Below are 26,562 nucleotides of genomic sequence, written 5' to 3' on the forward strand. Positions count from 1 at the left end.
CGACGGCCCTTCCGATGACGAAAGGCGCAACGATGGGTGTTCTGCGAACCAAATCGGTCGAGCAGTCGATCGCCGACACCGACGAACCGGAATTCCGGCTGAAGAAGTCGCTGACCGCGCTCGACCTGACCGTGTTCGGCATCGGCGTCGTGATCGGCGCCGGCATCTTCACGCTGACGGGGCGGGCTGCGCACGAAGTCGCGGGCCCGGCGATCGTCATCAGCTTCGTGGTCGCCGCGATCGCGTGCACGCTGGCGGCCCTGTGCTACGCCGAGTTCGCGTCGACGGTCCCGGTGTCGGGGTCGGCGTACACGTTCTCGTACTCGTCGCTCGGCGAGCTGTTCGCGTGGATCATCGGCTGGGATCTGATCCTGGAGATGTTCCTCGGCGCGAGCGTCGTGGCACAGGGCTGGAGCGCCTATCTCGGAACGCTGCTGGCGCAGCTCGGCATCCAGATCCCCGCCGCGATCGGCTACGGCGGCACGGTCGACCTGATGGCGATCCTGCTGGTGCTGGTGCTGGGCGGGCTGATGACGTTCGGCATCAAGGAGTCCCTGCGGGTGAACCTCGTTCTGGTCGCCGTGAAGCTCTTCATCGTGCTGTTCGTGATCGTCGCCGGTCTGCTCTTCGTGAATCCTGCCAACTGGTCGCCGTTCGTCCCCGATCCGTCTCCGCGTGAGGCCGCGACCGGGCTCAGCCAGCCGCTGCTGCAGTTCTTCTCGGGCATCGAGCCGACCGCGTTCGGCGTCGGGGGCATCTTCGCGGGCGCCGCCCTGGTCTTCTTCGCGTACATCGGGTTCGACGTGGTCGCCACCACGGCGGAGGAGACCCGCAATCCCCAGCGCGACATGCCGATCGGCATCATCGCGTCGCTGGTGATCTGCACCCTGCTCTACTGCGCCGTCGCACTCGTGGTCACCGGAATGGTGCCGTATCAGGAGCTCGACCCCGCCGCGGCGCTCGCCAACGCCTTCGTCTTCCACGGGGCGACCTGGATGGCGACGCTGATCTCGGCGGGCGCCGTCGCCGGCCTGACGACGGTCGTGCTCACGCTGCTGATCGGCGCGACCCGGATCATCTTCGCGATGTCGCGCGACGCGCTGCTTCCCGCCGCGCTGGCGAAGGTCCATCCGCGGCTGCGGACGCCCTGGCTGATCTCGCTCATCGTGACGGTGATCGTCGCCCTCGTGGCGGGGTTCACGCGCGTCGGGGTGCTCGAAGAGATGGTGAACATCGGAACGCTCTCGGCGTTCGTGCTCGTCTCGGTCGGGGTCATCGTGCTTCGCCGGAGACGCCCCGATCTGCGTCGCAGCTTCCGTGTGCCGCTCAACCCCTGGCTGCCCGGTCTGTCGGCCGCGATCTGCATCTACCTGATGCTGAACCTCACCGTGGAGACATGGCTGCGCTTCGTGATCTGGCTCGTGATCGGCTTCGTCATCTACTTCGCCTACTCGCACCGTCATTCGCGGGTCGGCCGACCCGGCTACGAGGAGTTCGCGCTCCCCCACGTCGTGTCGCATGAACGCGAGGACGACGAGGAGCGAGGGTGAGCGGCATCCACTGATCCGGAAGTGGGCCCTGCCGGGATCGAACCGACGACATCCACGGTGTAAACGTGGCGCTCTACCAGCTGAGCTAAAGGCCCTCGCCGCCAGTCTACGAGGTGCGTCCGCAGGCGCTCGAACTCGGTAGGCTGGCAGATGGTGCGTTGTGACGGGCAGACAAAGTCCGCCCCGCTCCGGTAGCGATTCCCTGGCACGATCTGCCAGACGACGAAAGGTCTTCTGTGACTGTCAACGATCAGGATCCGTACTCGCAGGACTCCCTCGACAGCGATCCCGACGAGACCTCCGAGTGGCAGGAATCCCTGCAGCAGCTCGTGCAGGCCAAGGGCCACGGTCGTGGCCGCGAAATCATGCTGAGCCTGCTGCAGACCTCGCACGAGCTCCAGCTGAACGTGCCGCAGGTCCCGACGACGGACTACATCAACACGATCGCGCCCGAGAACGAGCCCGAGTTCCCCGGCGATGAAGAGCTCGAGCGTCGGTACCGGCGCTGGATCCGGTGGAACGCCGCCATCACGGTGCACCGCGCGCAGCGCCCCGGGATCGGCGTGGGCGGCCACATCTCCACGTACGCGTCGTCGGCCGCACTGTACGAGGTCGGCTTCAACCACTTCTTCCGGGGTCTGGACCACCCCTCGGGCGGCGACCAGGTCTTCTTCCAGGGCCACGCCTCCCCCGGCATGTACGCCCGCTCGTTCCTCGAAGGCCGACTGGGCGAGGACGACCTCGACGGCTTCCGTCAGGAGAAGTCGCACGCGCCGCACGCGCTGCCCTCGTACCCCCACCCCCGCCTGATGCCGGACTACTGGCAGTTCCCGACGGTGTCGATGGGCCTGGGCCCGATCAACGCCATCTACCAGGCACAGGCGAACAAGTACCTCACCAACCGCGGCATCAAGGACCTCTCCGACGCCCACGTGTGGGCGTTCCTCGGCGACGGCGAGATGGACGAGGTCGAGAGCCGCGGCCAGCTCCAGGTCGCCGCGAACGAGGGGCTCGACAACCTCACGTTCGTCGTCAACTGCAACCTGCAGCGCCTCGACGGCCCGGTCCGCGGCAACGGCAAGATCATCCAGGAGCTCGAGGCCTTCTTCCGCGGCGCGGGCTGGAACGTCATCAAGGTCGTGTGGGGTCGCGAGTGGGACGACCTGCTCGCGCGCGACCGCGACGGCGCGCTGCTCAACCTCATGAATGTCACGCCGGACGGCGACTACCAGACGTACAAGGCCGAGAACGGCGCGTATGTGCGCGAGCACTTCTTCGGCCGGGACGAGCGCGCCGCGGCCCTCGTCAAGGACTACTCCGACGAGCAGATCTGGAACCTCAAGCGCGGCGGTCACGATTACCGCAAGGTGTACGCGGCGTTCAAGGCGGCCGTCGAGCACAAGGGCCAGCCGACCGTCATCCTCGCCAAGACCATCAAGGGCTACGGCCTCGGTCCGCACTTCGAGGGCCGCAACGCGACCCACCAGATGAAGAAGATGACGCTCGAGGACCTCAAGCACTTCCGCGACGGGATGCAGATCCCGGTCACGGACGCGCAGCTCGAGGCGAACCCCTACCAGCCGCCGTACTTCCACCCGGGCGAGCAGGACGAGACGGTGCAGTACATGCTCGACCGTCGCCGGAGCCTCGGCGGGTACCTTCCCGAGCGCCGCAGCCACCACGTGCCGATCTCGCTCCCGGGCGACGAGGCGTACGCGCTGCCGAAGAAGGGCTCGGGCAACCAGGAGATCGCCACGACGATGGCGTTCGTGCGTCTGCTGAAGGACCTGCTGCGCTCGAAGGACTTCGGCCACCGCATCGTGCCGATCATCCCCGACGAGGCGCGCACGTTCGGCATGGACGCGTACTTCCCGACCGCGAAGATCTACAACCCGAACGGCCAGCACTACACCTCGGTCGACCGCGAGCTGCTGCTGGCGTACAAAGAGAGCCCGCAGGGCCAGATCGTGCACGTCGGCATCAACGAGGCCGGCGCTATGGCGGCCTTCACGGCCGCGGGCACGTCGTACGCGACGCACGGCGAGCCGCTGATCCCGGTCTACATCTTCTACTCGATGTTCGGCTTCCAACGCACCGGCGACGCCAACTGGGCAGCCGGCGACCAGATGGCGCGCGGCTTCGTGGTGGGCGCGACCGCCGGCCGCACCACTCTGACCGGTGAGGGTCTGCAGCACGCGGACGGACACTCGCCGCTGCTGGCCTCGACCAACCCGGCGACCGTCGCGTACGACCCGGCCTACGGGTACGAGATCGCGCACATCGTGCGCGCGGGCCTGGACCGGATGTACGGCGGCAACCACCCCGACCCCAACGTCATGTACTACCTCACGGTGTACAACGAGCCTCTCGTGCAGCCGGCCGAGCCGGCAGACGTGGACGTCGACGGCATCGTGCGCGGCATCCACCGCATCTCGGTCGCCGAGGGCGAAGGGCCGCGCGCGCAGATCTTCGCGTCGGGCGTCGGCGTGCCGTGGGCGCTCGAGGCGCAGCAGCTGCTGCGTGAGGACTGGGGCGTTCAGGCTGACGTGTGGTCCGTCACGTCGTGGTCGGAGCTGCGCCGCGACGGCCTCGCCGCCGACGAGCACAACTTCCTCTTCCCCGGCGAGGAGCCGCGCACCGCGTACCTCACCGAGAAGCTGAAGGACGTCCAGGGCCCCGTGGTCGCCGTGAGCGACTTCATGCACGCGGTCCAGGACCAGATCCGTCCGTGGGTGCCGAACCGCTTCGCGACGCTCGGGGCCGACGGCTTCGGCTTCTCGGACACGCGCGCGGCCGCCCGCCGGTTCTTCAAGATCGACGGCCCGTCCGTCGTGGTCCGCACCCTCCAGGCGCTGGCCGAAGAGGGCGCGGTCGACCGCGGCCTCGCTGCGCAGGCGATCGAGAAGTATCGCCTCCACGACGTGACCGCCGGTACGAGCGGGAACGCGGGCGGCGAGAGCTGATCCGCGAATGGGCAAGCCTGTCGAGGTGATGGACAAGACCGAGACGCTGGCGTGGCTGCGCCGCATCTCGGGCGATATCGCGACCGTCACCATCAAGCGCCTCGAAGACACGCTGCCCTGGTACGCCGAGATGCCACCGGCCCGACGGTCCGCCGTCGGGCTGGTGGCCCAGGCCGGTATCACCTCGTTCATCCAGTGGTACGACGATCCCGGCTCGACGCCGTGGATCGCCTCCGACATCTTCGCGGCCGCGCCGCGGGAGCTGCTGCGCAGCGTCAGCCTGCAGCAGACGCTGCAGCTCATCCGCGTGACCGTCGAGGTCACCGAGGAGCGGGTGGCCGGCAAGGGCGAGCATCTGCGAGAGGCGATCCTGCTGTACTCGCGAGAGGTCGCGTTCGCCGCAGCCGACGTGTATGCACGAGCCGCCGAGGCCCGAGGACTGTGGGACGCGCGCCTGGAGGCGCTCGTCGTCGACTCGATCCTGACCGGAGAGGCCGACGAAGAGCTGCCGAGCCGCATCGCGGCACTGGGCTGGCACGGCCACGGCGAGGTCGCGGTGCTCGTGGGCACCACGCCCGCACAGTTCGACGTGGACCAGCTGCGCCGCACCGCGCGCAAGCTCGATGTGGACGTGCTGATCGGCGTGCAGGGCTCGCGTCTCGTGCTGGTGCTCGGGCGCGCCGAGCCGCCGACGGGCAGCGAGGACACGGTCGCGGAGCTGCCGTTCGGCGAGATCGCCAAGCGCCTGGAGCCCGGCTTCGGCGCGGGCCACCTCGTGCTCGGTCCCACGGTGCCGGCGCTGGTGGACGCGAGTCAGAGCGCCCGCGCGGCGCTGGCGGGGTTCGCCGTCGCCCGCGCCTGGCGGCACGCGCCGCGCCCCGTCGAGGCGGACGACCTGCTGCCCGAGCGTGCGCTGGCCGGCGATCCCCTCGCGAAGCAGACGCTGGTCGAGCGGATCTATCGTCCGCTGCAGGCGCACAGCGCAGACCTGGTGTCGACGCTGTGGGCCTACCTCGACAACGGGCGCTCGCTCGAGGCCACCGCGCGCGAGCTGTTCGTGCACCCGAACACCGTGCGATACCGCCTGAAGCGGGTCTCCGAGGTGATCGGGTGGGATGCGACCGGCCCCCGTGAGGCGCTCATCCTGCAGACGGCGCTCATCCTGGGATCGATCGGGACGGATGCCACCCGCCGGCGTCCGACCGCGGCCCGGCGCGGACCGCTCTGAGCGACCGCGACCGCCGGTGCGCGACGCCGGTGTGGGACGCGACGCCGGTGTGGGACGGGCACAAAGGTTCGCAGAATACTTGTGACGGTGTCTTCAGAACCCGCGTGCTGATCCTTGGCAGGATGGAACGGTGCGTATCGCTGTCTTCCCCGGGCAGGGCTCTCAGTCCCCCGGCTTCCTGACTCCCTGGCTCGATCTCGACGGCACCGCCGATCGACTGGCGCAGTACTCCGAGTGGGCGGGCATCGACCTCGTCGCGGCCGGCACCGAGTGGGACGCCGACCGCATCCGCGACACCCAGGTCGCCCAGCCGCTCATCGTCGCGGCGAGCCTGCTGTCGTGGAACGCGATCCCGGATCGGACAGGAATCGCGGGCGTCGCCGGCCACTCGGTGGGCGAGTTCGCTGCGGCTGCGGCCGCCGGCATCCTCAGCGAGCAGGCGGCGCTCACGCTCGTCGGCATCCGGGGTCGCGCGATGGCAGAGGCGGCAGCAGCCGCTGAAACGGGCATGAGCGCCGTCATCGGCGGCGACGAGGCCGCCGTCCTGGCCCGCCTGGCCGAGCTGGATCTGTCGCCCGCGAACTACAACGGCGGTGGCCAGCTCGTGGTCGCCGGCGCGATCGAGGGACTGCAGGCGCTCGCGTCCGAGCCGGTGGCGGGCACGCGCGTCATCCCGCTGCAGGTCGCCGGGGCATTCCACACGCAGTACATGGCGCCGGCGGTCGAGACGCTGCGTGCCGCCGCGGCGGAGGTGGCGGCATCCGATCCGTCGGTCACGATCTGGACCAACCGCGATGGGTCCGCCGTCACGTCGGGCACGGATTTCGTCGGCCTGCTGGTCGAGCAGGTCGCCTCTCCGGTGCGCTGGGACCTCTGCATGGCGTCTTTCGCGGACGCCGGTGTGTCGGGCATCGTGGAGCTGTCGCCGGCAGGCACCCTGGTCGGGCTCGCGAAGCGTGCGCTGCGCGGGACCCCCGCCGTGGCTGTCAAGACACCCGAAGACCTGGAGGCCGCCACTGCTCTGGTGGCCGTCGACGCCTGACCGGAGAGAAGCATGACCCCCACCCTCGTCCAGCCCACCGGGGCCGCCCACACGCGCATCTACGCCTACGGTGCCGCCCGCGGCGAGATCGCCGTGCCCAACGACGACCTCGTCGGTCCGATCGACTCCAGCGACGAGTGGATCCGCCAGCGCACCGGCATCGTGACCCGCATGCGCGCAGTTCCCGAGACCGATGCGATCGACCTCGCGACGGATGCCGCACGCGAGGCGATCGAGCGCTCAGGTGTCGACCCCAGTCAGGTCGACGCGGTCATCGTCGCCACCATCAGCAACCCGAAGCAGACCCCGTCGGTGTCGGCGATCGTCGCGGACCGCGTGGGCGCCAACCCCGCCGCGGCCTACGACGTCAACGCCGCGTGCGCGGGCTTCGCCTACGGCATCGCGCAGGCTGACGCCCTGATCCGCGCCGGCGCGGCCCACTATGCCGTCGTCATCGGCACCGAGAAGCTCAGCGACATCGTCGACCCGACCGACCGCAGCATCTCGTTCCTCCTCGGCGACGGAGCAGGGGCGGCCGTGGTCGGTCCGAGCGACACCCCCGGGATCGGTCCGACGGTGTGGGGCTCGGACGGCTCCAAGGCGGATGCCGTCGGCATGAACCACACGCTGACCGAGTTCCGCGACGGCGCCGCACCGTGGCCGACGCTCCGCCAGGAGGGCCCGACCGTGTTCCGGTGGGCCGTGTGGGAGATGGTCAAGGTCGCACGACAGGCGCTCGAAGAGGCCGGGGTCGAGGCATCCGATCTCGCCGCGTTCGTCCCCCACCAGGCCAACATGCGCATCGTCGACGAGTTCGCCAAGCAGCTGAAGCTCCCCGAGAGCGTGGTCATCGCCCGCGACATCGAGACGACCGGCAACACGTCGGCCGCGTCGATCCCGCTGGCCACGCACCGCCTGCTCGAGGAGCACCCCGAGCTCAGCGGAGGCCTGGCCCTGCAGATCGGCTTCGGCGCCGGACTGGTGTTCGGCGCCCAGGTCATCGTGCTCCCCTGACCCGGCGAGCCGCGACTCTAGACTGATTCCCGGCCCGTCCGGGCACCCGTACCCCTAACAAACACAGGAGAATCCCATGGCATTCACCAACGACGAGGTCCTCGCCGGACTCGCCGAGCTCATCACCGACGAGACGGGCATCTCGGCCGACGAGGTCGCCCTCGAGAAGTCGTTCACGGACGACCTCGACATCGACTCGATCTCGATGATGACCATCGTCGTCAACGCCGAGGAGAAGTTCGGCGTGACGATCCCCGACGACGAGGTCAAGAACCTCAAGACGGTCGGCGACGCCGTCACCTTCATCACGTCCAACCAGGCGTAACCCCTCCGGTGGGGGCTGCGGCCCCCACCGGCATGAACCCCACGAGGATCAAGAACGACATGAGCAACTCCCGCATCGTCGTGACCGGCATCGGCGCGTCGTCGCCGCTGGGCGGTACGGCACCCGAGAGCTGGTCCGCGCTCCTGGACGGCGTCTCCGGCACCCGCACCCTCGAATACGACTGGGTCGAGCAGTACCAGCTGCCCGTCACCTTCGCGGCCGAGGCCAAGGTGCGCCCCGACACCGTGCTCGAGCGTCCCGTCGCCAAGCGTCTCGACCCGTCCTCGCAGTTCGCGCTGGTCGCGGCGCTGGAGGCGTGGGCGGATGCCGGCAGCCCCGAGGTCGCGCCCGAGCGCCTGGGCGTCGACTTCGCGACGGGCATCGGCGGTCTGCACACCCTGCTCGACGCCTGGGACGTCCTGCGCGAGAAGGGCCCGCGCCGGGTGCTGCCGATGACGGTGCCGATGCTGATGCCGAACGCGGCCGCGGGCAACCTGTCGCTCCACTTCAACGCCCGTGCGTACGCCCGTACCGTCGCCAGCGCCTGTGCGTCCAGCACGGAGTCGATCGTGAACGCGATCGAGCACATCCGGGCCGGGTACGCCGATGTCGTGATCGCCGGCGGCACCGAGTCGGTCATCCACCCGGTGACCCTGGCCGCGTTCTCGTCCATGCAGGCGCTGTCCAAGCGCAACGATGACCCCGGGACCGCCTCGCGTCCGACGAGCATCGACCGCGACGGCTTCGTCATGGGCGAAGGCGCCGCCGTGCTGATCCTCGAGACCGAGGATCACGCGCGCGCCCGCGGCGCCAAGATCTACGCGGCCGTCGTCGGCGGCGGTGTCACCGCCGACTCGTACCACATCACCGCCAACGACCCCGAGGGCCTCGGCGCATCGCGCGCGGTGCGCCTCGCGCTCGACATGGCGGATGCATCGGTCGACGACGTCACGCACATCAACGCGCACGCGACGTCGACGCCGGTCGGCGACCCGAACGAGTACAGTGCCCTCCGCTCGGTGTTCGGTCCGCGCATCGACGAGATCCCCGTGTCGGCCACCAAGGCCTCCACAGGGCACCTGCTCGGCGGCACCGGCGCGCTCGAGGCCATCTTCACCGTCCTCGCCCTGCGCGACCGGGTCGCTCCCCCGACGATCAACCTGACGACGCAGGACCCCGAGGTGCCGTTCCGCATCTCGGGCACCCCGACGCCGCTCGGTGACGGGCCGCAGCTCGCGATCAGCAACTCCTTCGGCTTCGGCGGCCACAACGCCGTCGCCGCGTTCGCCTCGGTCTGAGGCATCCACCTCACCGCACTCCGCCGCGACAAACGAAGACGCCCCCGGGAAGCCTCCGGGGGCGTCTGTCGTGTCAGGCGGTGGTTCGCGGTCCCGCGACCCGGGATTCATGGCCTCCGAGCCTCGGTAGTGGCGCCTCGCACCGCCTGCGTCTGGGGAGCGGGCCGCGTCAGCCGACCTTGTGCAGCCACACGACCGGAGCGGCGTCACTCGCGTGACGGAACGGCTCCAGCTCTTCGTCCCATGCCGAGCCGAGCGCGACCTGGAGTTCACGGCTCAGCTCAAGCGGGTCGCTGCCCGAGATCTCCAGGGCGTAGCGGATGCGGTCCTCGCCGATGACCACGTTGCCCGCGGTGTCGGTCTGGGCGTAGTGGATGCCGAGACCCGGCGTGTGCAGCCACCGGCCGCCGTCACTGCGGGGAGTGGGATCCTCGGTGACCTCGAAGCGGAGGTGCTCCCAGCCGCGGATAGCCGTCGCGAGCGCGGCGCCGGTGCCGGCCGAGCCCTCCCAGTAGAACTCCGAACGACGGCTTCCGGCCAGGACGGGCTGATCGGCCCAGTCGAAGCTCACCGCACGACCGAGTGCGCGTCCTACCGCCCACTCCAGGTGGGGGCACAGCGCCCGTGGCGCGGAGTGGATGAAGATCACCCCGCGCGCCTGTGTTGTCGCCATGATCTCTCCGTTCGTCAGGTGCGTCTTCCCCTACGACCTGAAACGGGTTCATGGCTGCTGTTCGGTTGTTGCCGCCCATTATGGCCGAGAGGGCGGGGGAATCACAAGACTGTGATTCCCCCGCCCTCTCGGAGGACGTCGAGGCTCAGGCCTCGCTCATGGCCTGGACCTCTGCCTTGCCCTTGGCGGCGTAGTAGGCCGCACGGGCCGCGTCCCGGCGGGCCTGCTCGACCTGACCGGCGTCGAGGACGTCCTGCGGGACCTCGAACTGCGGTGCGGTGGGCACGCCGTGGTACTTCTCGATGTAGGCGTCGAGCTCGGGGCCCGACTCCCACGACGTGATGAGGCAGTAGCGCGGCTCGGTGCCGTCGTGGTGGACGGCGTGCCAGAGGCGCTGGGTGTCGACGATGAGCTGGGCGCCGGCCGGCAGCGCCACGCGGTACTCGATGCTCGGGTCGGTGCGGTTCTCACGCAGCACGAAGTAGCTGTTCTTGTCGTCGGTGAGGTTGAAGAAGCCACGCACGACCCAGCCGGTGCCGTCGGGGTTGAGGCGGTTGTTGTCGTCCTGGTGCAGGTTGTACAGCGCGTCCGCGTACGAGTTCGGCTGCAGTTCGATGATGCGGCAGCGGCCGACGTTGGCGCCCGGCTCCTGCGCGCGACGCGTCAGCGTCGGGGCCTTCTCGGTCTGCTCGGGGATCCAGACGCCATCCTTGTCGGTGCGCGGCGGCGTGTGGTTCCAGAAGCCGTTGCACTCGATCTCGCCCTTGGCCGAGGCCAGCGGAGCGAAACGGGTGTCACCCGACGACTTCCAGTCGACGTACTCGATGCTGAGCCATTCCTTCGGGTCGATCTCTTCCCCATAGGAGTCGAGGACCACGAAGCCGGTCTCGTCGAGAGCGGCGGACTTGATGTAACCCATGACGAATCATGCCTTTCGGTCAGTGAGCCAGCACGTTTTAACAGGCTCAACTTAGGCAAGCCTACATCGGGGCCTCGAGACGGCCCGGTGGCATCGCCGTGAATAACCCCGCGGCCGCCCGGCGAGCGGCAGGGCACCGCCCGCCCCCTCATAGACTGGAACGGCTATGGTCACTGCCACGAACGTCGACGCCACTGCTGTCAACACGGTCGGGTGGCTGTCAGCCGCCGACTGGACGATCGTCGTCCCGGTCTATCAGCGGCAGTACCGGTGGGACATCGGGGGGTGCGAGCAGCTCCTCGCCGACATCCGCGCGGTGGCAGACCTCGATGACCGTCACATGCACTTCATCGGGTCCATCCTCTCGTCGGCGAGCGGCGAGGGGCCGGACGCGGAGCTCGTGCTCATCGACGGTCAGCAGCGCACGACGACTCTCATGCTGCTGGTGGCGGCGCTGCATCACACCGTCCGTGAGAGCGATCCGGCACTGGCCGACGAGCTCCAGCGCGTGCTCGTCCACTCGAATGACGCGACGCGCACGAAGCTGCGCCCGCATCGCGCGTGGGCGTCGGTGTTCGAACGCGTCGTGCTGGACCTGCCGCTGCCGCCGGGCGAGCAGCGCGACTCGCGGTTCGACGACAACTACGCCTTCTTCCGCAGCCAGATCAGCCTCGACGAGGCGGCGCACATCTGGCGCGGCCTGCAGAAGCTCGAGCACGTGGCCATCACCCTCGGGGCGGGCGCGAACGCCCAGCAGATCTTCGAGAGCCTCAACTCGACCGGCGAACCGCTGCGCGACCACGAGCTCATCCACAACTACGTGCTGATGGGGCTCACCCACGCCGAGCAGCGCGAGATCGAGGCCGACTACTGGCAGCCGATCGAGCAGAATACGGGCGAGGCCATCGCCGAGTTCTGGCGGCAGTACCTCGTCATGCGCACGGGCCGCGAGGTGACAGTGGTAGGCGGCCGCGGCGTCTACGACGCGTTCCGGGTCGAGTTCCCCCGGCTCGAGTTCGCGGATCTGGTGCGCCACGCCGACGAGTGGCGGGCGTTCTCACGCGTCTACCGCGTGCTGCTGCACCCGGACGAGGCTCCGGATGCCGTCGTCTCACGCCATCTCGCCTACCTCGGCACGTTCGGGTCGGGCATGTACCCGCTCGTCATGCGCGCGTACCGGGACGTCGAAATCGGTGCGACCGATCGTGACGCGCTGGTGGAGACGCTCGAGATGGTCCAGTCCCTGCTGGCGCGCCGTAGCGTCGTCGGCACCGGCACGGAACGTCTCGTCGCCCGGCTGTGCCGCGCCCGCGAAGAGGGCCCGGAGGCACTCGTGTCGGCGATCTCGCGCATCACGCCGTCTGACGAGCGCATCGCGGTGGCGCTCAAGTACTCGGAGCTGCCGCACGCGTCGTACATCCTGGGGCGCATCGCCGGCGTCGACGGAGCCGGCGGTCTGGATGTCGAGCACATCTTCCCGCTCGCACCGGGCGACGCCTGGTCCGGCGACGGCGTGCGCGAATGGTCCTCGTACAGCGACGACGAGCAGAACAGCCACCGCGCACTCGCGAAGACGATCGGCAATCTCACGGTGCTCGAAGAAGACCTCGCCCTTCGCGCGTTCGACCGCTCCTTCCCCGAGAAGCAGGCGGTCTACGCGCGCAGCGCGGTGCCGGCGACATCCGCTCTGGCCGAACTCCCCGCGTGGGGCACGGCGGCCATCGCCGAGCGCTCCGCGCAGCTCACCGAGCGCTTCGTCGAGGTGTGGCGTCGCCCAGGCGGTCCGGCCATCGACGACGACGGGCTGACACCGATCCTCGATGCGGTGCGCCGCCGCGGCTGGCCTGCGGGCTGGCACCGGGAGTGGTCGTATGTCGAGTACTGCGGCGAGCACTGGGAGGTGCCCGACGTCAAGTATCTCTTCAACCGCGTCTTCAAGCGGCTGTGGGCGGACTCTCGCGAGTCGGTCGTCTCTTACAGCGCCCGCCGCGGCGGACCGGTGTACACCGCCCAGTCGTGGAACGGGCAATGGGATCGCCTGGACGACGAACACTGGCTGTACATGGGCTGGGACTCCAGCTACATGCTGGCCGCCGTCCAGGGTGTGCTCGAAGAGGCGGGCCTGGCGCCGGAGGTCTTCGTCAAGTACTCCTACATCGGCTCGGCGATGTGAAAGAGGGAGTGGATGCCGCGAGCCGCGGCATCCACTCCCCCCTCCATGCCGACGATTACTCGAACGCGACCGTCGCGTTCTCGTTGTTCAGCACGATCACCGGGGTGATCGACGGGTGGCCGGCGGCCTGGATCTTGGCGAGGTCGAATCGCAGCAGCGGGGTGCCCGCAGTGACCTTCTGACCCTTCTCGACCAGCGTCTGGAAGCCGTCGCCCTTCATGCTGACGGTGTCGATGCCGACGTGGATCAGCAGCTCGGTGCCGTCGTCGAGGACGAGGGCGACCGCGTGGCTGCTGTCGAAGGTGGCGCCGATGGTGCCGTCCGCGGGCGCGACGACCGTGTCACCGGTCGGCTCGATCGCGAGGCCCGGGCCCATGATCCCCTGCGCGAACGTGGGGTCCGGCACCTCCGAGAGCGCGACGACCTTGCCCTCGAGCGGCTGGCGCAGCGTGACGGTCGCCTTGGCGGTGTCGGTCAGCACGGCCGTGCTGCCGGCCGCCGCCTCGACGGCGGGCTCGGGCGTCGCGCCCTGCGGCGCTTCGGCCTGCCCGGTCATGATGGCCTCCATGGCGTCCTTCACGAACTGGACGTTGGTGCCGTAGACGACCTGCACCGAGGTACCTCCGGGCTTCATCGTGCCGGCGGCGCCGGCGCGCTTGAGAGCGGCGTCGTCGACCTTGCTGACGTCGGCGACCTCCAGCCTCAGGCGGGTGGCGCAATTCTCCAGGTCGGTGATGTTCTCCTTGCCGCCGAGGGCGGTGAGGAAGCGGCCCGCCGTGACCAGGTACTTGTCGTCGCCCGACGATGTGTCGTACTCCGTACCCTGCGTGAGGGTGTCGTCGTCCTCACGACCAGGGGTCTTGAGGTTGAACCGCTTGATCAGGAAGTAGAACACGCCGAAGTAGACGAAGAACCAGAACACGCCCATGACCGGGATGAGCCACGGGTTCTGCGCCATCGGGTTCATCCAGCCGAGGACCAGGTCGATGAAGCCGGCCGAGAAGCCGAAGCCCATGCGCACCGGCAGGATCTGGCTGATCGCCATCGAGATGCCCGTGAAGATCGCGTGCACGACGTACAGCAGCGGCGCGACGAACATGAACGCGAATTCGAGCGGCTCGGTGACGCCGACGAAGAACGACGAGATCGCGCCGGCGAGCAGGATGCCGTAGGCGATCTTCTTCTTCGTGGTCTTGGCCGTCAGGTACATGGCCAGGGCCGCGCCCGGGAGGCCGAACATCATGATCGGGAAGAAGCCCGTCATGTACTGGCCGGTCACGCCGTAGGTGCCTTCACCCGCGAGGAAGTTGTTCAGATCGTTGATGCCCGCGACGTCGAACCAGAACACCGAGTTGAGCGCATGGTGCAGGCCGACGGGGATCAGCAGTCGGTTGAGGAAGCCGTAGATGCCGGTGCCGAAGGGCCCGAGCGTCACGATCCACTCGCCGAACGTCACCAGACCGCCGTAGACCCACGGCCACACGAAGTACAGCACGATGGCGACGACCAGAGACACGGCCGCCGTGACGATCGCCACCGAGCGCTTCCCCGAGAAGAACGACAGTGCGTCGGGCAGCTTCGTGTCTTTGAACTTGTTGTAGCAGTACGCGCCGATGAGGCCGCAGATGATGCCGACGAAGACGTTCTGCACCTTGAGGAATGCCGGGTCGACCTCGTTCACGTCGGCGATGCCGGTGTAGAGGGCCACCGTCTCGGGCTTCAGGAGCGTCGTGACGGTGAGCCACGACACGAGGCCCGCGAGCGCGGAGGTGCCGTCGGACTTGTTCGCCATGCCGATCGCGATGCCCACCGCGAACAGCAGCGCCATGTTGTCGAGGAGCGCGCCACCGGCGGCGCCGAGGAACGCCGAGACGATGTTGTCTCCGGCTGCGGACTTGATCCAGTAAGAGATGCCGGCGAGGATCGCGGCGACCGGCAGCACAGCCACCGGGAGCATGATCGATCTGCCGAGCCTCTGCAAGAACTTCATTGTTGCCTCCGTCGAGGAGTCAGGGACAGGTGTGCTGTCGATGACGCTACAGCCAATGCACCCGCAAAGTCAGTAGCTCTCCCCCCGAAAGTTAGGAGGGTGAACGAAATATCTCGAGAAACACACGGACGCCGCGGCTCTCGAGAGCCGCGGCGTCCGTGTCACGTAGGGCGGGTGGGACTTGAACCCACGATCGTCGGGTTATGAGCCCGCTGCCTTGACCAGCTTGGCCACCGCCCCTTGCGCGTGTGCGCAACCGAGCCTACCGTCAGCGCTCGTGTCTCTTGTCGGTGGCGTCCTTGTCGGCGGAGTCCTTGACCGGCGGCTCGGGCCACACCTTCGACACGGCCTCGGTGACCTTGATGGACCCGGTGCGCGGGTGGGCGGCATCCACCACAGATCCAGAGCTGCCGCGCTGGATCGGAAGCTCCTGGCTGTCGCTCACCACCTGAGGGTGGTGGCGCGCGAGCTGGAACACGCCCCACACCGCGATCGCGCCCACCACGCCGAACGAGATGAACACCCACAGCGGCGCGCCGGCGGCCTCTTGCAGGATCGTGAGACCGATGATGATGGCCACGATCGGGTCCACGACCGTGAGGCCCGCGACGACGAGGTCCGGCGGTCCTGATGCGTAGGCGCTCTGCACGAAATAGGCGCCGACGATGGCGGCGACGAGGAGCGCGCCGAGGCACGTGAAGGTCAGCCAATCGAAGTCGGATGTCTTGATGCGCTCGATGATGACCTTGGCGAGGGTCGCCACGAACCCGTAGAGCACGCCCGCGGCGATGATGTAGAACAGCGGCCCGATCCGCTTGCGCAGCCAGATCCACAGACCCGTGAAGACGAGGGCGACCACTGCCAGCAGCACGAGGATCGTGATCAGCTCGGTGTTGGACACCGGCTTCTCGGTCGCGAAGAGGGCCGCGATGGCCACGAAGATGAAGATGCCGCCGACGCATGCGGCGATCGCGATGAGCGAGCGCTTCGTGGGCTTGTGGCCGCTGATCTGGGCATTCAGCAGAGTCGTGATCACCAGGGCGATGGCCCCGAGCGGCTGCACGACGATCAGCGGTGCGAACGCGAGGGCCGAGAGCTGGCAGACGATGGCGAGCCCCAGCATGAGGGTGCCGATCACCCACGACGGGCGGGCGAGCAGCTTGAGGAGGTGGCTCGCCTGCAGACCGCCGCTGCCCGACGAACCGGTGAGCCGTTCGACCTTGGTCACGCCGCGGTGTTGGTACTGCGCCCCGAACGACATGAACACCGCACCCAGGAGCGCGAGCGGGATGCCGATCAGGATGCCCGGGTTCTGGAACGCGCCGACGAGCTGATCGCCGACGTCCCCGAGTTCATCCGCAGTCCACACCACCCTTCGACACTAGCCGGAGGCGCCCCTCGGTAGGCTCAAGGCGTGGCTGTTCTTCCGATTCGCATCATGGGCGACCCCGTCCTGCACTCCCCCGCGTCGCCCGTCGGCGAGATCACCGACGAGATCCGCACGCTCGTCGCCGACATGTTCGAGACGATGGATGCCGCACCCGGCGTGGGCCTCGCCGCCCCGCAGGTGGGGGTGGCGCTGCGGATCTACACCTACACGTACGCCGACGACGACGGCAACCCGTGGCGCGGCGTCGTCATCAACCCGGAGCTGTGGATGCGTCCCACCGAGCCCGGTGCGCCCGACCCCGACGACGAGTCCGAGGGGTGCCTGTCCTTCCCCGGCGAGCGATTCCCGCTGCGCCGTTCGGACGAGGTGCTCGTGACCGGGATCGACCTCGACGGCGAGCCGGTGCGCATCCAGGTCGACGGCTGGCGCGCACGCATCATGCAGCACGAGTTCGACCATCTCGACGGCATCCTCTATGTCGACCGGCTCGACGACGGCGACTGGAAGACGGTGCAGAAGATCGCGCGCAAGCGCGGCTGGGGCCGCCCCGGCAGCTCGTGGACGCCCGGCGTCGACGACCTCGAAGCCTGAGTCCTCTCGATTCCGGCATACCCGATGGGGGTATGCCGTAGAGTGGTGCGCACGCGAACGGTCCGTGTCACGCCCCGGAGGAGAATGGATGCCGCACCCTCCTGCCCTCCCCTCGTCGCGGCTCGGCGCCGCCATGGCCCGACTGCTGCTGGCGGCCGCGCTCATCGCGGGACTTCTCGGCATGCATGTGCTGATGTCGCCTTCCGCTCACGCGGGGCACGCCGCACCGCCCATGACGCTCGCCGCATCCGAGACCGGATCGCACGATCCGCCGATGCCCGACGCCGCCTTCCGCGCCGAGGCTGCGCACACGTCGGTGTCGTGCGCGACCTCTGCGTGCGCTGACCTCGTGCCGGCCTCCGACGAGGGTGTCTGGGCGGTCGTCTGCGTCCTCGCGCTGCTGCTCACCGCTGTCTTCGCGGCACGCCTGCGAGGCTTCCGACGGCTGCCGCGGAGCGCGTCGTCCTCGGCCGAGGTCCGCGGGTCTGCGGCCGCAGACCGCGGGCCGCGGCATCCGCCCTCTCTCATCGTCCTCTCGATCAGCCGGACCTGAACCGCCTGCTGCCCGGAACGACCGGGCGAGGCATCGCCGCGCCTGCGCGGAATCAGTCACCGAACAGAAGAGAGAGACAATGAACACCCGTACCCGCACGCTGCTCGCGGCACTCCCCCTCGTCGCTGCGCTCGGACTCGCCGGCTGCGCCGATTCGGCGGACGACGGCGGAAGCATGGCAGGCATGGACCACGGCTCGAGCACCCACAGCGAGACGGCCGCCGCGGCGACACCGGCCGACATCATGTTCGTCACGATGATGATCCCGCACCACGAGCAGGCCGTCGAGATGGCCGATCTCGTGCTCGCCAAGGACGGCGTGGACCCGCGGGTGGTCGCGATCGCCGAGCGAGCCCAGGCGGCGCAGGCTCCTGAGATCGAACGGATGCAGGGCTGGCTCGCGGAGTGGGGCGTCGACCCCGGGGCCGCGGAGTCCGGCATGGATCACGGCGACGGCATGATGTCGGAGGACGACATGACCGCGCTGGAGCAAGCGGACGGCGCCACCGCGGGTCGCCTGTTCCTCGAGCAGATGGTCGTGCACCACGAAGGGGCCGTAGACATGGCGGCCGCCGCGCTGGCGGACGCGAAGGACGTCGACGTGCGAGACCTCGCTCAGCAGGTGATCGACGACCAGACGGCCGAGATCGCCGAGATGCAGCAGCTGGCCGACAGCCTGTGAGCTTGCGGGCCGGGGTGGTCCGTCGGACGGCCCCGGCCCGTCACGCAGCGGGCGGGCCGACGCGGCGGTTCTGCCGCTCCACCCACCGGCGCAGCTCGGCCTCGGCGCCCGGAGGCGCCTGGGCGATCACGTTCATGCCCTGGCGCACGAGATGCGTGCCGACGCGCATCGGCCCCCACACGCGCGCCGTCGAGAGAGCACCGGTGTCGACGTCGCGCACCTGCACCTGTGTCGTGTCGGTGGACGACCGACGTCGCGATCCACCCGCGACGTGCTGGACGACGAGAACGGGCAGCCCGTGCGCCGAGGCGGTCGCGAGCACGGTGTCGAGGTCGTGCGCCGCCCACTGCCGCCGGATGCCGCGCACCGTCCAGAGCGCGACCGCGACCACGACCGCCGTCGCGATTCCGGTCGGCACCAGCCACAGGCTCGCGAGCGTCAGCACGCCGGCCCACAGGGCGTTGCCTCGGAACGCCAGCAGGATCGCGGCCGCCGACGGCACCAGGCCGAGGAACAGCCACGGAGCAGGCGCGTCGATGAGCAGCATCCACGGCTCGCCGCCGAGGAGCACGACGATCCCCACCCAGGCGACCACGCAGGCATACCCCGCGAGCACGGTGAGCAGCGGCACGGAGCGATACAGCGGTCGCGGAGCGGGAACAGCGCCTTCGATCGCGAGCAGCGGCGAGGACTTGGCGCGACCCGGCATGACACCCTTCGAGAACGGACCAGGAACGAAGAAAGCCCCGGGGGTGGAGCCCCGAGGCCTTCGCTCCCCCACTTGGACTCGAACCAAGAACCTATCGGTTAACAGCCGATTGCTCTGCCAATTGAGCTATGGAGGAATGTTCCGCACTCTCGTGCGGGCAACCAGTCCATACTAGCAAAGCTCAACCCGTGCTCATGACCATCGCGGGCATCGATCACGACCCGACGAGCCGCCGGTCGGCATCGCCGCTGGGAGTCCACAGCAGATCGCGGGTGCCGTGGCCGTACGCGACCGGGTGTCCGCCGCGCAGCACGAGGACGTCGGCATCCAGGTCGGCCACCGTGTCGGGCTCGTTGGTCACCACGAGGGCAGCCATGCCGAGTTCGCGGCGGCGACGCACGATCGCGTCGCCTGCCGCCTTGCGCACCTCGACGTCCAGATTCGCGAACGGCTCGTCGGCGATCAGCACACGCGGCTGCAGCACCAGCGCTCGCGCGAACGCGACCCGCTGGCGCATCCCGGCGCTGAGCTCGTACGGGTACTTCGCCGACGCGCCGAGCGGCAGCATCAGCTCGTCCAGCAGCGATGCGATGCGCACCGCCAGCCCGCGGGCGCTGACGCGGCGATCCCGGCTCGTGATGGGCTCACCGATCACCTCGGCGACGGTCAGGCGCGCCGGCAGGTGCGCTCCGGCGGACTGCGGCAGATAGCCCGCGTAGTACGTCAGGTAGCGACGGTCGCGACCGGGATGCCGCACCGAGACGCCCTCGACGGTGCCTTCGCCGCCCACGACGGCGAGCCCCTGCTCATCGGCGCCGGCGAGCACGGCCGCCAGCGAGGACTTCCCGGAGCCGGTCGGGCCCATCACCGCGAGCGTTCCGCCTCGTCCGAGCCGGAACGTCACCCCGTCCACGACGCGCTGCGCCGGCCCGCCCCGTCCCGTCCGGGCGATCGACAGGTCGGAGCAGTCGATCGCCAGATCTGCATCTCTTCGGCGAGCCATTCCCTCATCCTGCCGTGCCGTGCGCGCAGACACCAGCAGCCGACGCCGTTCCACAGCGAGGCGCGATCCGCGCCGGTCTCAGGAGGCTTCGTCGACCACCGTCTGCCGGCGCACATCGAGCTCGCGCAGGCGCAGACGGATGCCCCGGCCCTCTTCGGAGTCCGCCGGCACGCGCTGGATCGCGCCGAGCAGCTCCGCCTTCTCGCGGTCGAGTCCGCGCAGAACGAGCCGACGCAGCAGATCGCTCGCCGAGGCGACTGCGGCGTCGTCATCCAGCGCCGGGAAGTTGCCGGCGAGGAGCTCCGCCGCGAGCGATCGATACGGCTCCCGGACGGTGGCGACAGCATCCGCCGACCATCCGGGGCGCTGCGTCGTCCCCGCCGCCGCGACCACGGCCACGCGCACCGCATCCAGCGCCGGCAGTCGGAACGGCAGTTCGAGCGCGCGGCCCACCAGGGCGGGGTCCATGCGGTGCCCGAACTGGAGGACCCCCATGAGCGCGTCGCGCTCCAGAGCGGCCTCGGGTGTGCGGGGCAGCGTGGCGAGCGTCACGCGCAGGGCGCTGTCGCCGGTCGGCTCGCTCGTCGGCTCCGCCTGCGGTCCGACGTCACGGCGGCGATCCTCGCGCGGGCCGCTGCGCGCGGCGCGCTCGACCTCGCGACGGACGTCCTCGGTGTCCATCCCGAGGCGTCGGGCCAGCACCCGGATGTATTCGGGCTGCAGCAGCGGGTCACGCAGCTCGGCGACCACTGGCGCCGCCGTGCGCAGCGCACCGACCCGGCCCTCGACGCTCGCGAGGTCGAACCCCGCGATGCGCTGGTCGAGGACGAACTCCACCATGGGCACCTTGGTCTCCATCAGGCCCCGCACCGCGCCGTCGCCGCGCGCGAGCCGCAGATCGCACGGGTCGAGGCCCTCGGGGCCTGTCGCGACATAGGTCTGCGCGTTGAAGCGCTTGGCGTCCGCGAACGCGCGCAGCGCCGCCTTCTGCCCGGCTGCGTCCGGGTCGAACGTGAAGACGACCTCGCCGGCGGTCGAGTCGTCGCCCATCACGCGGCGCAGCACCGTGATGTGGTCCGCTCCGAAGGCGGTTCCGCACGTCGCGATGGCGGTCGTGATCCCGGCCAGGTGGCAGGCCATGACATCCGTGTAGCCCTCGACCACGACGACCCGGTGCTCGCGCGAGATGTCGCGCTTGGCGAGATCGAGGCCGTAGAGCACGTTCGTCTTCTTGTAGAGCGTCGTCTCGGGCGTGTTGAGGTACTTGGGGCCCTTGTCGTCGTCATAGAGCTTGCGGGCGCCGAAGCCGATCACCTGCCCGGTGACGTCGCGGATCGGCCACACCACGCGGCCGCGGAAGCGGTCGTACACGCCGCGCTGCCCCTGCGACACCAGGCCGGCCGAAGAGAGCTCCTCGTCGGTGAAGCCCTGGGCGCGCAGCGCCTTGGTCATGCCCTCCCAGCCCTTCGGGGCGTAGCCGACTCCGAAATGCCCGGCTGCGCCGGCGTCGAACCCGCGCTGCCCGAGAAAGCGGCGCGCGGTGTCGGCCTCGGGCGTCATCAGCTGCGTGCGGAAGAAGTCCGCCGCGGCGGAGTTCGCCGCATACAGGCGCGCGCGGCCCGTGTGCTCGGGCGCGGCCCCGCCGTCCTCGTAGTGCAGCGCGTAGCCGATGCGGCCCGCGAGCCGCTCGACAGCCTCGGTGAACGACACGTGGTCCATCGCGCGGAGGAACGAGTACACGTCACCCGACTCGCCGCAGCCGAAGCAGTGATAGAAGCCGGCCTGCGGGCGCACGTTGAAGCTGGGGCTGCGCTCGTCGTGGAACGGGCACAGCCCCTTCAACGAGCCGACTCCCGCCGACTTGAGCGCCACCCGCTCGCCGATGATGTCGGCGATGTTGGTGCGTGCCTTCACCTCGTCGACGTCGGCCTGGCGGATCCGTCCCGGCATCAGCGAGCCTCGTGGGCTGTGGAGTCCATCGGCCGGGCTCCAGGCGCCCACACGCCGACCGTGGCCGCGTCCACCGGCGCGACGAGCGCCCCGTGCCAGGCGATGGCGAGCTGATCGGTCAGGCTCGCGACCTGGTCGACGACGGCGCGCCGGCGCGCGGTGTCGGTCGTCGCCGCCGCGAAGTCCTGCGTGTGGATCGCGTCCAGAGCTTCCGGTCGCTCCCAGAGCGCCGTCGCGAGGCGCTTGAGCAGTCGTCGCTGCTCCTTGTAGAGGTCCTTGCGGCCCTCGATCGACACGACGGCCGCGCCGATGATGCCCTTGAGCACGGCCATCTCGGCCTCGACGATGCGCGGCACGATGAGGTGGCCGCGGTAGCGGGTGAGCACGGAGAGGTCGTAGGCCTCGCGCGTGGCGGTCGTGGCCGCGCGGGCGAAACGCCCGATCAGATCGGACGTCAGGTTCTTCAGGCGCGCCAGCGCGGCGCGCGTGCCGTCGAACGAGTCGATCCATTCCGGCATCCGCGTGAGCCGGAACAGCGCGTCTTCGAGCTCGTCGCGCGCGAAGTCGAAGCCGACCCACGACTGGATGGCCGTCAGCAGGCCCTCGTGCTCGCGCGGATCGACGAGCCGTGCGGGGTCGAGGTAGCCGTTGACGATGGCGTCCTCGAAGTCGTGCACCGAGTAGGCGATGTCGTCCGACAGGTCCATCACCTCGGCCTCGATGCAGCGCACGCGCCCCGGCGCGTCGGCACGCAGCCAGTGGAAGACCTCTTCGTCGTCGGGGTATACGCCGAACTTCAGGCGCCCGCCGGGGTCGGGAAGCGGATGGTCCGCCGTCCAGGGGTACTTGCACGACGCGTCGAGGCTCGCCCGCGTCAGGTTCAGACCGAAGCTGCGGCCGTCGCCGTCGATCACCTTCGGTTCCAGGCGGGTGAGGATCCGCAGGGTCTGCGCATTGCCCTCGAACCCGCCGAAGTCCTCGGCCCACTCGTTGAGAGCCCGTTCGCCGTTGTGCCCGAACGGCGGATGACCGAGGTCGTGGCTCAGGCACGCCGTGTCGACGACATCGGCGGCGAGCTGCAGCGCGGTCGCCAGCTCGCGCCCCACCTGGGCGACCTCGAGGGAATGCGTCAGGCGGTTGCGCGCGAAATCGGCGGGGCTGGCGGGGCTCAGCACCTGCGTCTTTGCGGCGAGGCGCCGCAGCGCCGCCGAGTGCAGCACCCGAGCACGATCACGCGCGAAATCGTCTCGCTGCGACCGGTGGCGTTCGGCGTGGAACCGTGCGGCATCCGCGTCGTCGTAGCCGAAGGGCCGTTCCGACGCGCCCGCCTCGTCAGCCGCCACTGTGGTCGAGTTCCGCTTCGGCGAGGGCGATGGATGCCGCGGCCCCGAGCTCGCGGGAGTTCAGCCAGCCGTCGGGCAGGGCGGGCCGCTTGGGGGTGCCGGCGCGACCGCGCTGACCCTCGGCGGCAGCACCCGGATAGGGTGCGTCGAGGTCGAGCGTGGCGAGCAGGTCATCGATCTCTGCGAGGGTCGACGCCGTCGCGAGGCTGGCGCGCAGCTCGCCGCCCACCGGGTAGCCCTTGAAATACCATGCGACGTGCTTGCGAATGTCGCGGCAGCCGCGGCCCTCGTCGTCGAAGAACTCGACGAGCAGCTCGGCGTGACGGCGGAAGGCCGCCGCCACGAACCCGAGGGTCGCGTCGACCGGCTGGGCCGGCGCGGCATCGGGACCGCCCAGCGCGCGGGCGAGGTCGCCGAACAGCCACGGGCGGCCGAGGCAGCCGCGCCCGACGACGACGCCGTCGCATCCCGTCTCTGCCATCATGCGGACCGCGTCCTCAGCGGACCAGATGTCGCCGTTGCCCAGGACCGGCACGCTGGTGACGGTCTCTTTGAGCTTCGTGATGGCGGACCAGTCGGCGGTGCCCGAGTAGAACTCGGATGCGGTGCGGGCGTGCAGCGCGACCGCGGCGACGCCGGCGTCCTCGGCGATGCGGCCGGCGTCGAGGTAGGTCAGATGGTCGGCATCGATGCCCTTGCGCATCTTCACCGTGAGCGGCACGTCGCCGGCGGCGCGCGCCGCGCGGGTCACGATCTCGCGGAACAGCCCGAGCTTCCACGGCAGCGCCGCTCCCCCGCCCTTGCGGGTGACCTTCGGGACGGGGCAGCCGAAGTTGAGGTCGATGTGGTCGGCGCGGTCCTCGTCCACGAGGAGTCGCACGGCAGCCTCCGTCGTCGCCGGGTCCACGCCGTAGAGCTGGATCGACCGCGGCTTCTCGGAGTCGTGGTGGGTGATCAGTCGCATGGTGGTCGCGTTGCGCTCGACCAGTGCGCGGGTCGTGATCATCTCGCTCACGTAGAGCCCCGCGCCGTACTCGCGGCACAGGCGCCGGAACGCGGTGTTGGTGATGCCCGCCATCGGCGCGAGCACCACGGGGGCGTCGAGTTCGATGGGCCCGATGCGCAGCGTGGGCGCGGGGGCGATGGCAGTCGTCACGACTCCATTCTCTTACAGGAATCCGGCCCTTGGCTGAACGCGAAGGCATAGCCTGGGGATATGACCGAGGCCACGATCACCGACCTGCGCCAGATCCCCTTCCAGACGGCCGATGGCGGAACCGCCACCCTCTCCGATTACGGCGACCAGGTGCTGCTCGTGGTCAACGTAGCGTCCAAGTGCGGGCTGACCCCGCAGTACGAGCAGCTCGAGCAGCTGCAGCGCGCGTACGCCGACCGCGGGTTCACCGTGCTCGGGTTCCCCTGCAACCAGTTCATGGGCCAGGAGCCCGGTTCGATGGAAGAGATCCTCGAGTACTGCTCGACCACGTGGGGCGTCAGCTTCCCGGTCTTCGACAAGATCAAGGTCAACGGCGGTGGTGCGGCCCCGCTGTACAAGGCGCTCAAGAGATCGAAGGACGCCGAGGGCGGGCGCGGTCCGATCGTGTGGAACTTCGAGAAGTTCGTGCTCACACCGGACGGCGGCATCCACCGATTCCGTCCCAACGTCAAGCCGGACGACCCGGCGATCGTCGACGTCATCGAGGCGAACCTCCCCCGCTGAACACGCGACGGCCCGCCACGATCTCTCGTGATGGGCCGCCCGGTGATCAGGCTCAGGCGACGGCTTCGTCGGCCTCGACCTCGCCGTCGTTGTGCTCGGCCCACACCTGGCGCACGATCTGCGCGAAGGCGTCGGCCGGCTGCGCTCCCGACACGCCGTACTTGCCGTCGATCACGAAGAACGGGACGCCGTTGATGCCGTACGCGGCCGCCTGGGCCTGGTCGGCGCGGACCGCGTCGAGGTAGCGTCCGCTCTGCAGCGCATCGCGTGCCGCGTCCGCGTCGAGCCCGCTGTCGGCGGCGAGCGCGACCAGTTCGTCCTCACGGCCGAGGTGGCGGCCTTCGGTGAAGTAGGCGGCCATGAGGCGCTCCGCGAGCTCATGCTGCCGCCCCTGCTCCTTCGCGAAGTGCAGCAGCTCGTGCGCCTTGACGGTGTTGGTGTGCTTGAGCAGGTCGAAGCGGTACTCCAGACCGGCGTCGGCGGCGACGCCGGTGACGCGCTCGAGCATCTGCTGCACCTGCTCGCGCGGCATGCCCTTGTGCTTCGCCAGGAAGTCGAGCTCGTCGCCCTCGAAGTCCACGGGGGTGTCGGGCGAGAGCTCGAACGAGTGGAAGGTCACCTCGACGGCGGGGGCGTCCTCGTCGGTGGATGCCGCGGCCAGGCCGTTCTCGAGGTTGCGCTTGCCGATGTAGCACCACGGGCAGGCGATGTCGCTCCACACGTCGATCTTGATGGCGTCTGTCATGTTGAGGACAACCCCGGGTGGACCTGCTCGTATTCCATCGACCGCCGGGCGAGCACCGCGGCGAGGAAGAAGCACACCGCGCCGAGGAACGTCCCCAGGTTCACCCAGCGCACGTCGTAGACGGTCCCGGACGCAGGGGCCACGTACGCGCCGACGGCCGAGAACCCGAACGCGACGGAGCCGGCCATGTTCAGCCACGTGCCGTGCGCCGTGCGCGCGTCGGGATCCCACAGGTCATGGCGGCGGTGCGCTGCGACGAGGGCGAGCACGCTCGCGATCAGGAAGGCTGCCGATCCCCAGGCGTCGGGGGTCCATCCGGTCGACGGTGTCGACGTCGACCGGATGGCGCCGATCAGCACGGCCGCGGTGCTGACGTTGAACAGCAGAGTGCCGACGAACTGCACGGCCGCCGACCACCAGTCCGCGAAGTCGGCGGTCGACGACGAGCGGCGGGGCGGCCGGCGACCGCTGAGCGCGAGCTGGATGAACCCCGCGGCGGTGAAGAAGACCGATCCGGCGAAGAAGGTCGCCGCGTCCCACACCGCTCCGACCGCGTCGACGTACCAGGGGACGACCCCGACGGCGAACAGGACGGATCCGATCGCGAAGCCCCACGATTCCCGGCGCAGGCGCGTGACCCGGGATGGTGGTGTGTGCCCCGCCCGGTCGCCGCGGGCAGTGGTCCCCATGTTCGTGCCCTC

23 protein-coding genes and 3 tRNA genes are annotated in these 26,562 nt (G+C 69.6%); 12 read left to right on the plus strand and 14 right to left on the minus strand.

All coding sequences use genetic code 11. The features are described 5' to 3' along the window. Positions 1-32: 32 nt before the first annotated feature. Positions 33-1,550, plus strand: a complete 1,518-nt coding sequence (locus IF188_RS04980) for an amino acid permease (protein WP_191170670.1) — start codon at positions 33-35, stop codon at positions 1,548-1,550. 22 nt (positions 1,551-1,572) lie between these two features. Here IF188_RS04980 and IF188_RS04985 read toward each other — a convergent pair. Continuing rightward, a tRNA-Val gene (locus IF188_RS04985) sits at positions 1,573-1,645 on the minus strand. A gap of 141 nt (positions 1,646-1,786) precedes the next feature. On the opposite strand from IF188_RS04985, the gene aceE reads away from it, so the two are divergent. The 6 genes from aceE to IF188_RS05015 all read left to right on the plus strand — a co-directional run bounded on the left by aceE (position 1,787) and on the right by IF188_RS05015 (position 9,420). Continuing rightward, entirely contained in the window at positions 1,787-4,513 is a 2,727-nt protein-coding gene (gene aceE / locus IF188_RS04990) for a pyruvate dehydrogenase (acetyl-transferring), homodimeric type (protein WP_191170671.1), read from the plus strand. A 7-nt stretch (positions 4,514-4,520) separates the two neighbouring features. Continuing rightward, entirely contained in the window at positions 4,521-5,741 is a 1,221-nt protein-coding gene (locus IF188_RS04995; protein ID WP_224751419.1) for a PucR family transcriptional regulator, read from the plus strand. A 130-nt stretch (positions 5,742-5,871) separates the two neighbouring features. Further along, complete coding sequence (locus IF188_RS05000; protein WP_191170672.1) at positions 5,872-6,783, plus strand: ACP S-malonyltransferase; 912 nt, start codon at positions 5,872-5,874, stop codon at positions 6,781-6,783. 12 nt (positions 6,784-6,795) lie between these two features. Further along, the gene (locus tag IF188_RS05005; RefSeq protein WP_191170673.1) at positions 6,796-7,797 is read left to right on the plus strand and encodes a beta-ketoacyl-ACP synthase III; all 1,002 of its coding nucleotides are present in this window, start codon (positions 6,796-6,798) and stop codon (positions 7,795-7,797) included. A 76-nt stretch (positions 7,798-7,873) separates the two neighbouring features. Beyond that, positions 7,874-8,122 carry an acyl carrier protein gene (locus tag IF188_RS05010; RefSeq protein WP_013586517.1) on the plus strand — a complete coding sequence of 83 codons (249 nt, stop codon included), beginning with the start codon at positions 7,874-7,876 and terminating at the stop codon, positions 8,120-8,122. A 59-nt stretch (positions 8,123-8,181) separates the two neighbouring features. Then, positions 8,182-9,420: a beta-ketoacyl-[acyl-carrier-protein] synthase family protein gene (locus tag IF188_RS05015; protein ID WP_191170674.1), complete on the plus strand. Its 1,239-nt coding sequence runs from the start codon at positions 8,182-8,184 to the stop codon at positions 9,418-9,420. A gap of 169 nt (positions 9,421-9,589) precedes the next feature. Here the strand turns inward: IF188_RS05015 and IF188_RS05020 are convergent, their stop codons facing one another. Together IF188_RS05020 and IF188_RS05025 are read right to left on the minus strand one after the other, a co-directional pair. Next, a complete protein-coding gene (locus IF188_RS05020) occupies positions 9,590-10,093 on the minus strand; it encodes a DUF3145 domain-containing protein (protein WP_191170675.1) in 504 nt (167 codons plus the stop codon). Positions 10,094-10,238: 145 nt separating this feature from the next. Continuing rightward, complete coding sequence (locus IF188_RS05025) at positions 10,239-11,012, minus strand: hypothetical protein (protein ID WP_191170676.1); 774 nt, start codon at positions 11,010-11,012, stop codon at positions 10,239-10,241. Between the two features lie 166 nt (positions 11,013-11,178). On the opposite strand from IF188_RS05025, the gene IF188_RS05030 reads away from it, so the two are divergent. Beyond that, positions 11,179-13,185 (plus strand): DUF262 domain-containing protein, encoded by a 2,007-nt coding sequence (locus IF188_RS05030; protein WP_191170677.1) that lies wholly within the window; start codon positions 11,179-11,181, stop codon positions 13,183-13,185. A 55-nt stretch (positions 13,186-13,240) separates the two neighbouring features. On the opposite strand, the gene nagE is transcribed toward IF188_RS05030, so the two are convergent. The 3 genes from nagE to IF188_RS05045 form a co-directional block, all read right to left on the minus strand. Next, positions 13,241-15,175 (minus strand): N-acetylglucosamine-specific PTS transporter subunit IIBC, encoded by a 1,935-nt coding sequence (nagE, locus tag IF188_RS05035; protein ID WP_191170678.1) that lies wholly within the window; start codon positions 15,173-15,175, stop codon positions 13,241-13,243. 166 nt (positions 15,176-15,341) lie between these two features. Continuing rightward, positions 15,342-15,415 (minus strand) — tRNA-Ile (locus IF188_RS05040). A gap of 28 nt (positions 15,416-15,443) precedes the next feature. Next, complete coding sequence (locus IF188_RS05045) at positions 15,444-16,547, minus strand: DMT family transporter (protein ID WP_191170679.1); 1,104 nt, start codon at positions 16,545-16,547, stop codon at positions 15,444-15,446. Between the two features lie 42 nt (positions 16,548-16,589). Here IF188_RS05045 and def point away from each other — a divergent pair, with 42 nt between their 5' ends. The 3 genes from def (at position 16,590) to IF188_RS05060 (ending at position 18,391) form a co-directional block, all read left to right on the plus strand. Further along, positions 16,590-17,156 carry a peptide deformylase gene (def, locus tag IF188_RS05050; RefSeq protein ID WP_191170680.1) on the plus strand — a complete coding sequence of 189 codons (567 nt, stop codon included), beginning with the start codon at positions 16,590-16,592 and terminating at the stop codon, positions 17,154-17,156. 88 nt (positions 17,157-17,244) lie between these two features. Next, positions 17,245-17,709, plus strand: coding sequence for a DUF6153 family protein (locus tag IF188_RS05055; RefSeq protein WP_191170681.1), 465 nt, complete (start codon positions 17,245-17,247; stop codon positions 17,707-17,709). 79 nt (positions 17,710-17,788) lie between these two features. Then, positions 17,789-18,391, plus strand: a complete 603-nt coding sequence (locus IF188_RS05060; RefSeq protein WP_191170682.1) for a DUF305 domain-containing protein — start codon at positions 17,789-17,791, stop codon at positions 18,389-18,391. A 40-nt stretch (positions 18,392-18,431) separates the two neighbouring features. On the opposite strand, the gene IF188_RS05065 is transcribed toward IF188_RS05060, so the two are convergent. The 6 genes from IF188_RS05065 to dusB form a co-directional block, all read right to left on the minus strand. Further along, complete coding sequence (locus IF188_RS05065; RefSeq protein ID WP_191170683.1) at positions 18,432-19,100, minus strand: hypothetical protein; 669 nt, start codon at positions 19,098-19,100, stop codon at positions 18,432-18,434. Positions 19,101-19,163: 63 nt separating this feature from the next. Continuing rightward, positions 19,164-19,236, minus strand: a tRNA-Asn gene (locus IF188_RS05070). Between the two features lie 78 nt (positions 19,237-19,314). Next, positions 19,315-20,103, minus strand: a complete 789-nt coding sequence (locus IF188_RS05075) for an ATP-binding cassette domain-containing protein (RefSeq protein WP_191170684.1) — start codon at positions 20,101-20,103, stop codon at positions 19,315-19,317. A gap of 78 nt (positions 20,104-20,181) precedes the next feature. After that, positions 20,182-22,053 (minus strand): DNA primase, encoded by a 1,872-nt coding sequence (gene dnaG / locus IF188_RS05080; protein ID WP_191170685.1) that lies wholly within the window; start codon positions 22,051-22,053, stop codon positions 20,182-20,184. Then, positions 22,053-23,396, minus strand: a complete 1,344-nt coding sequence (locus IF188_RS05085) for a deoxyguanosinetriphosphate triphosphohydrolase (RefSeq protein ID WP_191170686.1) — start codon at positions 23,394-23,396, stop codon at positions 22,053-22,055. Before IF188_RS05085 ends, dnaG begins: the two co-directional genes overlap by 1 nt. Further along, the gene (dusB, locus tag IF188_RS05090) at positions 23,386-24,552 is read right to left on the minus strand and encodes a tRNA dihydrouridine synthase DusB (protein WP_191170687.1); all 1,167 of its coding nucleotides are present in this window, start codon (positions 24,550-24,552) and stop codon (positions 23,386-23,388) included. The genes IF188_RS05085 and dusB overlap by 11 nt, the downstream gene beginning before the upstream one ends. A 60-nt stretch (positions 24,553-24,612) precedes the next feature. On the opposite strand from dusB, the gene IF188_RS05095 reads away from it, so the two are divergent. Continuing rightward, positions 24,613-25,116 carry a glutathione peroxidase gene (locus IF188_RS05095; protein WP_191170688.1) on the plus strand — a complete coding sequence of 168 codons (504 nt, stop codon included), beginning with the start codon at positions 24,613-24,615 and terminating at the stop codon, positions 25,114-25,116. A gap of 52 nt (positions 25,117-25,168) precedes the next feature. Here IF188_RS05095 and IF188_RS05100 read toward each other — a convergent pair whose 3' ends face one another. Together IF188_RS05100 and IF188_RS05105 are read right to left on the minus strand one after the other, a co-directional pair. Then, positions 25,169-25,861, minus strand: a complete 693-nt coding sequence (locus IF188_RS05100) for a DsbA family oxidoreductase (protein WP_191170689.1) — start codon at positions 25,859-25,861, stop codon at positions 25,169-25,171. Continuing rightward, the gene (locus tag IF188_RS05105; protein WP_191170690.1) at positions 25,858-26,550 is read right to left on the minus strand and encodes a YrhK family protein; all 693 of its coding nucleotides are present in this window, start codon (positions 26,548-26,550) and stop codon (positions 25,858-25,860) included. The genes IF188_RS05100 and IF188_RS05105 overlap by 4 nt, the downstream gene beginning before the upstream one ends. Positions 26,551-26,562: the final 12 nt, after the last annotated feature.

Origin of the sequence: Microbacterium helvum (assembly GCF_014779795.1) — a bacterium.
Classification (GTDB): Bacteria; Actinomycetota; Actinomycetes; order Actinomycetales; family Microbacteriaceae; genus Microbacterium; species Microbacterium helvum.